At 60.8% G+C, this 11,940-nt stretch carries 18 protein-coding genes; 6 read left to right on the top strand and 12 right to left on the bottom strand.

The features are described 5' to 3' along the window. The 10 genes from ACLD7X_RS10380 to cysC all read right to left on the bottom strand — a co-directional run. The coding region (locus ACLD7X_RS10380) for a polysaccharide deacetylase family protein (protein ID WP_411423554.1) at positions 1-577 on the bottom strand (577 nt) is incomplete at its 3' end. Between the two features lie 32 nt (positions 578-609). After that, positions 610-1,230: a methyltransferase domain-containing protein gene (locus ACLD7X_RS10375; RefSeq protein WP_411423553.1), complete on the bottom strand. Its 621-nt coding sequence runs from the start codon at positions 1,228-1,230 to the stop codon at positions 610-612. 76 nt (positions 1,231-1,306) lie between these two features. Beyond that, on the bottom strand, positions 1,307-2,293 hold the full coding sequence (locus ACLD7X_RS10370; RefSeq protein ID WP_411423552.1) for a glycosyltransferase family 2 protein: 987 nt from the start codon (positions 2,291-2,293) through the stop codon (positions 1,307-1,309). Continuing rightward, positions 2,290-3,081, bottom strand: a complete 792-nt coding sequence (locus tag ACLD7X_RS10365; protein WP_411423551.1) for a glycosyltransferase family protein — start codon at positions 3,079-3,081, stop codon at positions 2,290-2,292. Before ACLD7X_RS10365 ends, ACLD7X_RS10370 begins: the two co-directional genes overlap by 4 nt. A gap of 6 nt (positions 3,082-3,087) precedes the next feature. After that, entirely contained in the window at positions 3,088-3,780 is a 693-nt protein-coding gene (locus tag ACLD7X_RS10360; RefSeq protein ID WP_411423550.1) for a hypothetical protein, read from the bottom strand. Between the two features lie 22 nt (positions 3,781-3,802). Continuing rightward, positions 3,803-4,621, bottom strand: a complete 819-nt coding sequence (locus ACLD7X_RS10355; protein ID WP_411423549.1) for a glycosyltransferase family 2 protein — start codon at positions 4,619-4,621, stop codon at positions 3,803-3,805. Positions 4,622-4,877: 256 nt separating this feature from the next. Continuing rightward, positions 4,878-5,033 (bottom strand): hypothetical protein, encoded by a 156-nt coding sequence (locus ACLD7X_RS10350; RefSeq protein ID WP_411423548.1) that lies wholly within the window; start codon positions 5,031-5,033, stop codon positions 4,878-4,880. A 128-nt stretch (positions 5,034-5,161) separates the two neighbouring features. Next, entirely contained in the window at positions 5,162-5,302 is a 141-nt protein-coding gene (locus ACLD7X_RS10345; protein WP_411423547.1) for a hypothetical protein, read from the bottom strand. 23 nt (positions 5,303-5,325) lie between these two features. Beyond that, on the bottom strand, positions 5,326-5,832 hold the full coding sequence (locus ACLD7X_RS10340) for a hypothetical protein (RefSeq protein ID WP_411423546.1): 507 nt from the start codon (positions 5,830-5,832) through the stop codon (positions 5,326-5,328). A 206-nt stretch (positions 5,833-6,038) separates the two neighbouring features. Then, positions 6,039-6,698: an adenylyl-sulfate kinase gene (gene cysC / locus ACLD7X_RS10335; RefSeq protein WP_411423557.1), complete on the bottom strand. Its 660-nt coding sequence runs from the start codon at positions 6,696-6,698 to the stop codon at positions 6,039-6,041. 134 nt (positions 6,699-6,832) lie between these two features. Between cysC and ACLD7X_RS10330 the strand changes: the two genes are divergently transcribed. From ACLD7X_RS10330 to ACLD7X_RS10310, 5 genes are all read left to right on the top strand, one after another. Continuing rightward, on the top strand, positions 6,833-7,027 hold the full coding sequence (locus tag ACLD7X_RS10330; RefSeq protein ID WP_411423545.1) for a hypothetical protein: 195 nt from the start codon (positions 6,833-6,835) through the stop codon (positions 7,025-7,027). A gap of 1 nt (position 7,028) precedes the next feature. Continuing rightward, entirely contained in the window at positions 7,029-7,550 is a 522-nt protein-coding gene (locus ACLD7X_RS10325; protein ID WP_411423544.1) for an FUSC family protein, read from the top strand. Between the two features lie 97 nt (positions 7,551-7,647). Continuing rightward, positions 7,648-8,493, top strand: coding sequence for a sterol desaturase family protein (locus ACLD7X_RS10320; protein WP_411423543.1), 846 nt, complete (start codon positions 7,648-7,650; stop codon positions 8,491-8,493). Between the two features lie 87 nt (positions 8,494-8,580). Next, positions 8,581-8,844: a hypothetical protein gene (locus tag ACLD7X_RS10315; RefSeq protein WP_411423542.1), complete on the top strand. Its 264-nt coding sequence runs from the start codon at positions 8,581-8,583 to the stop codon at positions 8,842-8,844. Further along, entirely contained in the window at positions 8,825-9,466 is a 642-nt protein-coding gene (locus ACLD7X_RS10310) for a DM13 domain-containing protein (protein WP_411423541.1), read from the top strand. The genes ACLD7X_RS10315 and ACLD7X_RS10310 overlap by 20 nt, the downstream gene beginning before the upstream one ends. A 20-nt stretch (positions 9,467-9,486) precedes the next feature. Here the strand turns inward: ACLD7X_RS10310 and ACLD7X_RS10305 are convergent, their stop codons facing one another. Next, entirely contained in the window at positions 9,487-9,924 is a 438-nt protein-coding gene (locus ACLD7X_RS10305; RefSeq protein ID WP_425625175.1) for an META domain-containing protein, read from the bottom strand. Positions 9,925-10,124: 200 nt separating this feature from the next. Beyond that, positions 10,125-11,027 (bottom strand): ion channel, encoded by a 903-nt coding sequence (locus ACLD7X_RS10300; RefSeq protein ID WP_411423539.1) that lies wholly within the window; start codon positions 11,025-11,027, stop codon positions 10,125-10,127. 65 nt (positions 11,028-11,092) lie between these two features. On the opposite strand from ACLD7X_RS10300, the gene ACLD7X_RS10295 reads away from it, so the two are divergent. Further along, positions 11,093-11,923, top strand: a complete 831-nt coding sequence (locus ACLD7X_RS10295; RefSeq protein ID WP_412006935.1) for a DUF3598 family protein — start codon at positions 11,093-11,095, stop codon at positions 11,921-11,923. The last annotated feature ends 17 nt before the right edge of the window (positions 11,924-11,940 follow it).

Raw genomic sequence — 11,940 nt, 5'->3', positions numbered from 1 at the left:
TAGTCGGTTCAGGGTGGCCGCTCCAATCGGCAATATCTTGCAAGACGCTCCAACGGAATTTATCCTGCAAGGGCCACAAAGTCTTCCAGACATCGTAGAAAAAATTAAGGCGTGTCCCAACAGGCGCGCTCCAAGGATTAACATCCCAATCTGCAGCGCGTGCAAAGTGGTTGTAGATTCGTGCATCACCGAGCTTCCACTCACGCTTGCAGTCTGGTAAGTGCAATTCCAGAACCGCAGGCAGTTCATTGGGCACAATTAGGAGTGTCTCCAGCCAATCCCACCAGAACTCTCGGGGACTGCCAACATATCCAGTTGTGATGTAGAAGGTGGCCGGCACCTTATGCCTTGCCAATAAAGGCAATGCTGTGTGAAGATTGTCGACGTAACCATCGTCAAAGGTCACGACTGCTATGCGTTTGGGGAGAGGATATCCAGCTTTATTTGCCTCAACATAATCAGAAATGCCCATAGTCGTAGCAGCTTTTGTTATTGCCACTAACTGGGCATGGAAATTCTCTTCAGAAACGCAGAGCTTCCACGGGTCGAATTCTGAGTTCGCAACTCGGTGATACATCAGTAGCGCTGCTACGGATTCGTGCCTCATCGTCAAGCTCCTTCGTCGACCGGCTTGTCAATTCTTGCCGCAATAATGATAGGATATCGCTTGTCGAAATGATCCAACTCTGCCGAGGATAATTCGCAGGCAGCTAATCCCTTCAGAAAGGCAATTGTAGCGACGAGATTACCAAAGCACTGTAAATCCGAAGGAATTGTTCCTGTCGCGCGCTCGATCAAGATTCGTAGAGATGCATCTGTGAAGCGCCACAGGTCAATGGGATGCGGACTATAACTGCAAACAAAAGATGTGGTGATGAGTATCACGCCGCCCGGTTTCATCGCGGCAAATGCGTTGCGAAGTAAGGCTTCGCTGTCCACTACCACTTGTAGGGTTTGTGTCAGGATGAAGCAATCATAATGATCGTGCTTAAGGGTGCTGGGATCGGTGATATCACCAATAATAGTGGCCCTAGGATTTTCAGCATTGATATCAAGTACGTCAGCCTGAGTTACTTGGTCGCCACCGAAGTGATGGGTGTAGTCCGAGTTCAAGACTTCAAGGCACACCCCTGAAATGGCCTTGTGGTGCTTGTGGAGAAAGTGCTCAATGTAATGGCGATCTACCGGCATCCCGCGGTCGAAGCCCCATCGATCGCTGGCCGGCTTCATGTCACGCAATTGGCCCCATTTTAAGGAGCCGAGCGGAAGGGTTTCCTTTGAATGGCTAGGCAACATTAAGTAAACTTCAGATTGATTGGTTATTGGAAAGTTCAGTCAGCAGTTGCCAGCTGACCTCATCTTCCTTATTTAGGATATGCGACAAAAGTTGCTTGTGCTCAGTTGGTGTGTGCTCATTCCAGGGAAGAACATTGAACTCATCAGCTAAATCTCGCATCGCTTTGAATACCGGTAATACGTCTGGAAGCGAATGCTCATGGGGTAATTGATGCCAATATTCCTTGATTGAATAGGACCATGCCTCAAGCCTAGCTAAGGCTACTCCTCTAAGACCATTACTCTGAAGTGAATGGGCGATTCGACGCTGGTGCTCAATGTCATCAAGTGTTCGGCTCACGCTCACCGCCCCACGGGTCAACGAGGCATCATTATAGTGATGGTAGATGTATACAATGCGATCCAGAACGGCAATCCTCTCTGCCGCCAGCAGAGCATTGACTTGCCAAACTTGATCTTCCCCTATGGCTAGATCATCGGGATAGCTTAGATTGTTGACTGTGATCAATGACATCGCATATAAGTTACAACAATGACTTCCAGGTATGCTCTGCAAGTGTTGCGAGGACCTGAAATATTCTTGCTGTAGATGTCCACTGCCTTGATCTATGGGTTTCTGAGATGAAATTCTCCTCCAATCATAGCGAGCTGTGACGAGTGGACATGTCGACTCTTCAGCTGCCTGTAAAAGCCATTCAATGGATTTGATTGGTAACTCATCATCTGCATCCAGAAAACTCACGTATTGACCGCGGCAGACCGCCAAGGCAGTGTTGCGTGCCGCGCCGGCCCCTGTATTGCAATCATGACTTAGTACTCTTACTCTAGGCTCCATACTGGCGTAGTGCTTCAGTACGGATAGTGACGCATCACTTGAACCGTCGTCAACAGCAACTAGTTCCCAGTCTTTATAGCTTTGACCGATCACTGAGGAGACGCTGCGTGGCAGCCAGGCCGCAGCGTTGTGTACCGGCATCACAATGCTGACCAGGCTCATTTATGCACTTTCCTCTGTCGTTCAAGCGCTACTACCTGCTCGGCCAATAAACGCTTTTCAAGCAGGATATCTCTCAGGTAACACATATCCTTGGGCAGCAGTGGATTCACGATGCCCATTTCGGCGAAGCGCAGGTTCACCACGTTCAATTCGGCGTCACGCGTCAGCGCCTCACCAATCATGAGATCTTCAAAGATGTGCTCAAGGTGATTCGCTTTGGTCCTGGATACAGCTCGTTGGGCTGCCTTTCGACTCAGGAAATAGCCTCCACCGGTAGCCCAGGGGCAAAGGAATTGTCGTTGATAAGGCTTCTCAAAGGTTTTATCTTCGCATTTACCGTAATGCCAGGTTCTGGCAATCGCTGAGTTCACATTCTCAAGACTTAGAAATTGCCCGATGTAGTCACCACCCTGCTTGTCAAACCCGATGAAGCGTTCCAGATCGAGGAATGTGTCGTCATCCGTCTTGAAAATATAGTCGAAGTCAAAATGCTCATGGCAATATTGCAGGAATGCGTGAACCTTTTGCGGCAGAGCCTCGTAGGCTTCAGGGCAGTCGAGAAAAAGTTGATCGCCTACCATTTGGGGAGGCTGGCCGGGTCGCCCGAATAGGAAAAGTAGTCTGTATGTCTCCGGAAGCTGTCGTGCCCATGTCACCCGCACCCCATTAGCGCGCCCAGCGTGTTTGTTACATGTCAAGACTCCAATAATGATGCGTTGGGATTGCGGATCGACATAGCGACAGTCCCGCATCTCTAATAATGTCATTGGTGGCGTGGCCTTGTCCATGTAACATTAAGAATTTTCACGAGAGCTCGTTCTGCATTGAAACTCTCTGAATAATCGACCCACCATGACATCCTCCGCCCCAGCCAATAGGCGAGAGTGCTCTTCTGCGTAATCATAGCCATGTATGGCAATGTATTTAGCAAAATGGATTCCGACAAAATAGCACTTACCACTGTAGAAAGCGGGCATGCAAGAGTCTCCAAATAGACTTTCGTAATCAATGCAGAGTCCTTTTTTTGCGGCCCAACTTTCTGCGCCATTGCGGTCGGCGCTTGTATGACAGATGAATCCGTTATAATCTGTTGCTGTGTCTGCATCTCGCAGAAAAGCAATTAGGGCTGGTTGGCTTAATGGCTTTCGTCCAGCATACTCAGGTGCGCTCAGGTCGGTCATAACGGTAGTGACATCGATTTTGAGTAGCCGGGTAAACTTGAACTGCTTTACGCAATAGCGCATCATCAATAGCGTCTTGAAGCTCAGTTGAGTGTAATCTTCCCGGCAGTTGAGAATGACTCGGCGGCTGCTGGCATGTGGTCTATAAAGCGAATCGTCGGCATACACCTCGATGATTTGTGCGCCCTTCCACTGTTTTAGAAAGCGTCCGAGCGGAGAGAGGTGGAATTCACGTAAGATACCGCGATGGGCCTCACAGGTGTAGATGCAGACTAGCGTTTCACAGTAAGGCCTGAAGCCGGCCATAGCCCGAAGGAACCAAAAGGTGTTAGTAATCCTCCTGATTAACGTACGCATCTTCTGTCGCTCTGTCGGGCCAATCAGCAATCCAATGCCAAAAGTGTAAATCTCTTCGGCTTGTCTTGTCAAACTCTACGCTAGACCAGTTAGGCAAAACCTTTAACAAGCTATTGTCTGGCAGTCGCAGGCTTTCGGGGTTCAGGCCCATGCGGTTGCCATGCCAACCGCGCTTTATGTCTCGGTTGGAGAACACCCTGCCAGTATATTTCGATATTGCATGGGCTTGTGACAGGACAATGTAATGCCTAAGGATAAAGTCTTCGTGGGCCACCTTCATATGCGGCCCCTTAAGTATATGTCCGCCGTGCTCTACGCTAGATAGGTTGGCTTCCCGTTTCCATGCCCGCATCAAGCGCATTGGCTTCGGTTCAAAAAAATAGTAGTGGAGCAACTCTCGTCGGCAGTCTTTCGCATGCTGTTTGGGCGATGGCACGAACACAAATTCGTTGAAGTTTGCGACATTAAAGCCTTCTTTGTCGAGTCGCGCCAGTCCTTCTTTGAGGGATTCATTAGGGCGCGGACTTTGCATCCACTCGTCAGCGTCGCTATGGATTACCCAGTCATGCTGAAGTTTTTGGATTAGTGCATGCTTGGCATGTAGCTGTGCAGTTAGATCAAACTCGCCGCGCCATGCCAGCGACTCGAGATGAAATAGCTGTGTGCCAAGTTGAGATCTCAGGTATTCTTGGGTTCCATCGTCTGATTCGTGGTCAATAATGGCGACATCAATGCCTTGCGAGTAAAAGTCGCCGAGCACTCGCGGCAGGTGGGCAAGTTCGTTGCGCACACAAAGAACTGCTACGCACGAAAATGACATTTCGATTGATCCTGGGAAGCATGGCAGGGTGCACCTCCCCTCCCCTTGCCATCCTGATTGTCGGTTTCATCCACTATAGTGCTTGGCCCTTTCCCTGAACCCCGCTCAAGACTCAGGGTCTATTAGAAGTTATCCTGAGGGTTGTTTCGCCGCAGGTTCCCGCCACCCAACGGCCTCAGCAGGCCCTTGATGTGGTGAGCCAGGGCGGCGAGGCCCCGCTGATCGACTAGATCCCATCGAGTCGCAGCGCATTGATCGCCAGGCTGTGGAGGATGGCCAAGATCTGGATGCCGTTGTTCTCTCGGGAGCGGTGGGCGTCTTCCCGCAGCGGCACGCCACGCACCCAGTGCCAGCTGTTCTCGATCGACCAGCACTGGCGCACATGGCTCAGCAGGGCATCGGCTCGAGTTCACAAACTCATGACGTAGTGTCGGGTCTCGTCTCGTCGGTCGGCTTGCCCTCGCGGTAGCCATGGCTGCGCACGGCGATGATCGTGGCACTGCCCGGCCACTATTCCACCACCCATTCCGGCGCCGGCATCGCCCGCAGGGTCCAGGTGATGTCACGGCCCAGATGCACGTCCCGTTTGCTTCTGCGCCATCGGCTCCTCCGGCCGTAGGTGAGCCGGTCGCGAATCAGCCAAAATCTCATGCGGCGATAGTGTTTGACTGCGATCAGGAAGTCGGTGCTCCGCTGGGCGAGGTAGAGGGAAAAGGGCGGTTGGCGTGCAGCGCGTGGGCCTTCACCAGCACACCCTCGAGCTCCACCGCCTCCAGTAGCTTGCATAGGGCCTGGATTTCGCCGCTGGCATCGGTGGCGTAGATGGTCTGGGCGATCGCCACACCCAGGCTCTGGGAGTAGAGGCTCGCCTGGGCGATGAAGCGCGCTGCGCCAGTAGCAGTTTCATCGATGGAGCCCCGCAGCGTCTTGCCGTCACACACCAGGCGGTCGAGCTCTGCGGCCACACCGGGCTGAGCCGCCATCAAGTCCTGCAGCAGGGTTTCAAAGCCCGCTAGATCCAGCTGGGCCAGCAGCAGCTGGCATGTGGAATCTGACGGCGACTTGCCGAAAGCAGTGCCCTGCAGCTCGTTGAGCGTCAGGCGGTGCGGTTGGGTAACCCGCTCCATGCCCACCAGGGAGCCCTGCCCGCTGAGGATGGCCAGGATCGACACCAGCAGCATTCACCACTAGGTAAAGTGGATAAGCGCATGCCCCGGCGCATCCGGCGGTCCGGCAGCGCCTTGAGGATGCTGATCAGATCGCTTGCAGCAGCAGGCGTGGTTGCGGCGTTATTAGGTCAAGGGGCGGAAGCGTGTTCCGCGCACGTCACATTACGCGTGGCGCTACCGCTAGACGTACTAGGGGAAACTTACAAATAGGCCCTGGCTCATGACAGCTCTGGGATGATGCCTTGGCCTTGCAGATATCCAATGATATGCGTCACACATTCCTCCAGGCCCTGCCCACCTGTATCCACCCTTAGTTCCGGTAACTCAGGCTCCTCATAGGGGCTGGAAATCCCCGTGAACTCCTTGATCTCCCCAGCCCGGGCCTTGGCGTACAGCCCCTTGGTGTCCCGCTCCTCGCACACCCCCAGGTCGGCGGCACAGTGGATCTCGATGAAGTCGCCTTCGCCCACAAGAGCCCGGGCCCGATCCCGGTCGGCCTTGAACGGCGACACGAAGGCGGTGAGCACCACCACACCGGCGTCGAGGAACAGCTTGGCCACCTCGCCGATCCGCCGGATGTTCTCCTCCCGATCGCTATCGGAGAAGCCCAGGTCCTTGCACAGGCCGTGGCGGATGTTGTCGCCATCGAGCACGTAGCAGGCCATGCCCTGCTCGAACAGGGCGGAGTTCACCGCATTGGCCAGGGTGCTCTTGCCCGAGCCGCTCAGCCCCGTGAACCAGAGGATGGCGCTGCGGTGGCCGCGCTGGTAAGCCCGCGCCTCGCGGGTGACGGTGGAGTGGTGCCAGACGATGTTGGTGGAGTTCCCCTGGTTGGTGAGCGCGCCGTAGGCGGGGTTGGACGCAGGGGAAGCGGTCATGGCGGCGCGGCAACGACGGGCAAGGCCATTCATTCTCCCAGTGGGTGTGCCCACGGCTCCGGGCTGTGGCGGCTGGCGGTCCTGGACGCGATGCTGGTGCGAGCGCAGCGGCCCGATCCCCAGGTCCGCTTCCCATGGCTGCCGATCTGCTCCTGGCCCTCGGACTTCCTCTGGCCCTGCTGGTGCTGGCCACGGCGTTGCTGCTCCGCAGTGAGCGCCCTCTGCCCGCCTGGCTCGAACGTCTGCGGCGCCACCAGGCGGTGCTCTGGAACAGCGGCGTCGGCCTGATCATCGGCCTGTCGGCCCTGCGCTGGCTGCTGGGGCGCTGAGATGATTCCAGCTCCAGAGCCACGGCCAGCTCGTCCCCAGCAACCAGCACCCAGCGGCCGATCCTGGACGCTGCATGCGGTCCGTACGGCGCTGGCCGCAGGGCTGTCGATGGCGCTGGCGACGGCCCTGGGGGTGCCGGATCCCTACTGGTCGCCCATCACCACGATCATCGTCACCCAGTCGGGCGTGGCCGACTCCTGGTTGATCTCCCGCCGCCGCCTGCTTGGCACCCTGCTGGGGGTGACCATCGGTGCGCTGCAGGTGCTGCTGCTCCCCAAGGGGGTGCTGTCCTACGCCCTGGCGATCCTGTTGCTGGGGTTGGTGTGTGGCTTCAGCCGCATCCACCAGAGCGCCTACCGCTTCGGTGGCATCGCCCTCACGATCGTGGTCACCGCCGCACCGGGCGATGCGGTCTGGCGAATGGCGCTGTTCCGGTTCGTGGATGTGGCGATCGGCATCGGCGTGGCGCTGGCGATCACGCGGCTCTGGCCGGAGGCAGTGCCACCGGGCGAGCCCCGCTGAGGCAGGTGCCGCGCGGGCCGGCCTGGATGGGTTCGGTCGATGCCCCGTCGCACCCCCTAGGTTGCTTCCTAGGACGTGGTCAAGGGAAGAGAGCGCCATGGGCCAGGTCTGGACCAACCCCCTGGCGGCGCTTCCCTGGCTTGGGATCCCCTCGTCCCTGGTCGTCTCCGGCCTTCCGTTCTTTGTGATCATCCTGGCCCGCTATTTCCTCGTGGCCGGAGGCTCCTGGTGGCTGCTCTACGCCCGTTCAGGCCGGCTCGGGGAGGGCATCCGGTACGACATCCGCCTCTCGGTGCTCTCGGCCGGCGTGTTCGCCCTGGCCACGGCCGGCGGCCTGACGCTCGAGGGGTTCGGCCTCACGCGTCTCTACAGCCAGCCCCAGCAGTACGGCTGGTGGTACCTCGCGTTCAGTTATCTGGCGGTGCTGCTGCTGCAGGACGGCTTCTTCTATGCCACCCACCGCCTCTTCCACCACCGCGCCCTCTACGGCTGGTTCCACCAGGGTCACCATCGCTCGCGCCAGCCCACCCCGTGGACCTCGTTCGCCTTCGATCCCCTCGAGGCCGTGGTGCAGGCGGTGTTCCTCGTCGCCGTGGTGGTGCTGCTGCCCCTGCATCGGGGGACCCTGCTGGCGGTGCTGAGCACGATGACGGTGTGGGCAATGGTGAACCACCTGGGGCTCGACCATCTGCCGCTGCGTTTTCCCCACCATTGGCTCGGTCACTGGGTGATCGGTCCGGCGCACCATTCGGTGCATCACCGCCGCCATCAGATGCACTACGGGCTCTACTTCACCTTCTGGGATCGCCTCTTCGGCACCGAAGACCCTGCCTACACCGAGCGCCTGCACCAGGGAGCACTCCCGCCGTCCCCACCCTCCGACAGGGCTGTCGGGAAGCCTCGCAGAGACCGGAACGTACAGACCGGGAGTGACCGGGAGTGACGAGGAGGGCGATGGTCTGCGAGCGACCCCCTGGGCAGCTTCGGGCTGACGGGTGCACCCTGGAGACAGAGAGCCCTGGAGACTGCCATGGACGCATCTGCCAGCCCAGCATCCACCAACCCGGAATCCGCCAGCCCCGCACCTGAACGCACCAGTCACCGCGGCTACGGCCTGGTGGTCGAGCCCTGTGCCGAAGGGTGGGAAGCCAGGATCGAGGACCCTGCCGGCCATGTGGCCGACGTGGTGCTCCAGGAGCAGCTCGACCTCAACCCCTTCCCCAGCCTCGAGCAGGCCCAGGAGGCCGCCGAGAACTTCGTGGATCAGCTGCTCGGTGAGGAAAGTTCCTACTGATCCCGGCGAGCCAGAGCCCCTCGATCCAGAGCCCGTCGATCCGGAGCCCGGGGATCCAGTCGACACGCTGGCCGGTATTCCCACTGTTCTCCGCTATCTCGCGGTGCCTTCCGTCTCCCGAACCGGCGTCCTGCTCACCCTCCTTCTGGCCTCCGGTGGCGTGGGCCTGGCCATGGCCACCCAAGACCCTCAGGCCCCCGCCACCGCCCTGGCTCCCGCCCCTGCCCTGGCCTCGCCCCCGGCCATGACCGTCGCCATGGACAAGGGGGTGCTCTACCGCGGCGCCTTCCGCCAGGCCGAGGCCCCCGTGCAGGGCAGCTACACCATCCGCCGCGATGGCCAGCGCACCCTGCTGGTGCTCAGCGATGACTTCAGCACCAATCCCAAGGCGCCTGACCTCAAGCTCGCCATCGGCAAGGCCGCCAACCCGATCGCCGGGAGCAAGCCCCCGGCCTATGCGCTTCGGGAGGGCACTTACACCGTGATCGCCCCGCTGCGGGCTGCCCGAGGAGGCCAGACCTACGTGCTGCCCAAGGGGATCGAGCTGGCCGACAAGGGCTCGGTGATCATCTGGTGCGAGCAGTTCAACGCCACCATGGCCTGGTCCCCCCTGGCGAAGTGAGCAGGGTCGTCCGGGCCTCCTCAGTTGGGCGGTTCCCCATCCAGGCGCCGCCAGACCAGGAGGCCACCGTCCGCCATCAGGCTCAGGGTCAGCCGATCCTCCTGGAGGGCGAAGCCGCGCACGGCGCCGAGATCACGCCCTAGCTGCGTGTCGAGGCTCGGGGGTGGGCAGAGAGCCCGCGTCATCGCCAGGGGGCCGAACTGGAGGCTGCCGCTGCGGCCATCCCCGGCCAGGCTGGCGGACCAGCGACCCATCGCCCGGTTGCAGTTCAGCCGCAGTGCGGCCCGGCCATCGGCCCCCAGGGCCAACGTGTACAGGCCCGGCTGCTCCGGACGGCGGCTGCCGATCGCGTCGTCCATCGACTGGATCTCCATCAGCTCCCAGTGGCTGCCGGCGAGGGCCGCCGGTAGGCCGTCGTCACGGCCCTGGGCCTGGCCTGGGGCACTGGTTCCTGTCATCAGCAGGGCCGTCAGGGATCCGACCAGGCAGCCCGCCCACCGCCCTGGACCGTGAATGCCCATCGCCTGCCTGTGTACGCCTGGGGTTCAGGCTAGAAAACCGTTCGATCCGAACAGTGTCGCGGAGTTCAAGCCGCTACAACTCTCCCACCTCCTGAAGGGGGGAAAGGGTGTACGAGGGCGGTTGCAACCGCCCTTTTTCATGCCCCAGGGTCCGGCCGAGGCGGAGCCAGCGGGCAGCGACGGGTGCGGTCGAAGGCCGACCAGTCGATCCGGTGGCTGTCACCCTCCGTCTCCACCATGTCCACGAAGCACAGCCCGAAGCCGATCCGCTGCACCGGCCAGCTCGAGCGGCTGTGCACCGGCCGTTCGATCGTCTCGTCGATGCCGCTGAACGCCACCACGAGCTCCGCGTTGCGCGCGAGCAGCTCGTCGGGCCCCAGACCGTGCAGCGGGCTGCTGGCGTCGATGCGGTGCTGGGCCGTCCAGATCAGCAGGAAGGCGATGCCCTGGTCGCGTTCCAGCGGCAGGGGCCGCAGCCGGCGCATCCGATGGCCCTCAGCGCTGATCTCATCCTCCGCCAGGTAGGCCCTCACCCGGGCCTCCAGGATGTGGTTGCCGCGCTCGTTGGCCAGCCGGAAGCTGAGCGTGGGGGTGCCGTCCCAGGGGTGCACCACCGCCAGCGCCGAAAAGCGGATCCGGGCGCTGCTGCGCGAGAAGCGGGCGAAGGCCAGACCGGTGGAGAGGGCGATGAACAGCAGCCCGACCAGGGACTCGGCCGTCACCAGCAGGTTGGTGACGAGGCCCACCGGATGCAGGGCCCCGTAGCCGATCGAGCCCAGCGTCTGCACGCTGAAGAAGAACGCCTCGGCAAAGCTGGCCCGGCCGCCGACGGTCCCGGCCAGCCCGCCGGGATCGAGGCGGTAGAGCAGGGCGAACAGCAGGTTGATCGCCAGGTACACCAGGGCCAGCAGCCCCAGGAACAGCGGCCAGGAGAGCGCCAGCGCCAGCAGGTAGGGCTCCCGCCAGTGGCGCCAGCCGCCAGTCCGTTCCTGGGCGGTGAGCAGACCGTGCTGGCGCCGCAGGCGCTGGACCCTGGCCATCGGCTGCGGTGCCCCCGGAACCCATCGTTAGCATCCGCGCCCTCCCACCGACCGTCCGCCGACCCATGTCCAGCCAGTGGGACAACTTCCTGAGGAACCTGGGTGAGTGGCACGGTTCCTTTGCCGACCTGGACATCCAGGGCTCCGTGCTGCGCTCCACCCCCTCGATCCTGAGCCTCGAGGCCAGCGAGGAGGGGCGCTGCGTCCATTTCCGGTTGCGGCGCTTCGGCCAGGGCGGCACCGACACCCCGCCCACCAGCGACCACCGCCAGGACTACCGCTCCCTCGGCCGGCAGGTGGTGTTCTTCGAGACCGGCGCCTTCGCCAAGGGGTCTCTCCAGATCGCGCCCCGCACCCGCTCCGGGGCCGAATACGGTTTCGTGGGTCCCGACCGTCGGCTGCGGCTGGTGCAGCTCCACGGCGAGGATGGTCGCTTCGAGTCCCTGGTGCTGATCCGTGAGTTCCGGGCCGGCGGCAACGCACCGGAGCGCCCACCGCTGGAGCTCGATCAGCTGGTCGGCACCTGGCAGGGCCAGGCCGCCACGGTGGAGGCCGACTGGCCCGAACCCACCCTCAGCCCCTGCGCCAGCCGGATCGAGCGCTGCGGCGGCGATCAGGTGCGGATCCTCACCACCATCGGGAGCGATCAGACTGAACGCCAGGGTTCGCTGCAGGGCCGCACCATCCGCTTCGACGGTCCCGCCCCCGAGCTGCTGAACCTCCTGCCCGACGGCGGATCCAGCCGGGTGCCGCTGCAGGTGAGCCACCGGGAGGCGTTCAGCGTCGAGGCCGGCTGGCTCAGCTCCCCCACCGAACGCCAGCGCCTGATCCGCCGCTACAACGACCGTGGCGAGTGGGTCTCAGCCAGCCATCTGATCGAGACGCGGGTGGCTTAGCCCTGGAGCCCCGCGGG

Origin of the sequence: Aphanothece microscopica RSMan92 (assembly GCF_046613545.2) — a bacterium.
In the GTDB taxonomy this organism is placed as follows: domain Bacteria; phylum Cyanobacteriota; class Cyanobacteriia; order PCC-6307; family Cyanobiaceae; genus NIES-981.
This window is presented reverse-complemented; position numbering and strand designations above follow the sequence as displayed.

What these genes read in the sequence shown, in the direction of transcription:
- ACLD7X_RS10340 (WP_411423546.1), bottom strand. Translation starts at nt 5,832, where the DNA reads ATGCTGCTGGTGTCGATCCTGGCCATCCTCAGCGGGCAGGGCTCCCTG.
- ACLD7X_RS10330 (WP_411423545.1), top strand. Translation starts at nt 6,833, where the DNA reads ATGGCTGCCGATCTGCTCCTGGCCCTCGGACTTCCTCTGGCCCTGCTG.
- ACLD7X_RS10320 (WP_411423543.1), top strand. Translation starts at nt 7,648, where the DNA reads ATGGGCCAGGTCTGGACCAACCCCCTGGCGGCGCTTCCCTGGCTTGGG.
- ACLD7X_RS10375 (WP_411423553.1), bottom strand. Translation starts at nt 1,230, where the DNA reads ATGAAGCCGGCCAGCGATCGATGGGGCTTCGACCGCGGGATGCCGGTA.
- ACLD7X_RS10365 (WP_411423551.1), bottom strand. Translation starts at nt 3,081, where the DNA reads ATGGACAAGGCCACGCCACCAATGACATTATTAGAGATGCGGGACTGT.
- ACLD7X_RS10370 (WP_411423552.1), bottom strand. Translation starts at nt 2,293, where the DNA reads ATGAGCCTGGTCAGCATTGTGATGCCGGTACACAACGCTGCGGCCTGG.
- ACLD7X_RS10325 (WP_411423544.1), top strand. Translation starts at nt 7,029, where the DNA reads ATGATTCCAGCTCCAGAGCCACGGCCAGCTCGTCCCCAGCAACCAGCA.
- ACLD7X_RS10305 (WP_425625175.1), bottom strand. Translation starts at nt 9,924, where the DNA reads ATGACAGGAACCAGTGCCCCAGGCCAGGCCCAGGGCCGTGACGACGGC.
- ACLD7X_RS10345 (WP_411423547.1), bottom strand. Translation starts at nt 5,302, where the DNA reads ATGAGATTTTGGCTGATTCGCGACCGGCTCACCTACGGCCGGAGGAGC.
- ACLD7X_RS10315 (WP_411423542.1), top strand. Translation starts at nt 8,581, where the DNA reads ATGGACGCATCTGCCAGCCCAGCATCCACCAACCCGGAATCCGCCAGC.
- ACLD7X_RS10360 (WP_411423550.1), bottom strand. Translation starts at nt 3,780, where the DNA reads ATGGCCGGCTTCAGGCCTTACTGTGAAACGCTAGTCTGCATCTACACC.
- cysC (WP_411423557.1), bottom strand. Translation starts at nt 6,698, where the DNA reads ATGACCGCTTCCCCTGCGTCCAACCCCGCCTACGGCGCGCTCACCAAC.
- ACLD7X_RS10300 (WP_411423539.1), bottom strand. Translation starts at nt 11,027, where the DNA reads ATGGCCAGGGTCCAGCGCCTGCGGCGCCAGCACGGTCTGCTCACCGCC.
- ACLD7X_RS10295 (WP_412006935.1), top strand. Translation starts at nt 11,093, where the DNA reads ATGTCCAGCCAGTGGGACAACTTCCTGAGGAACCTGGGTGAGTGGCAC.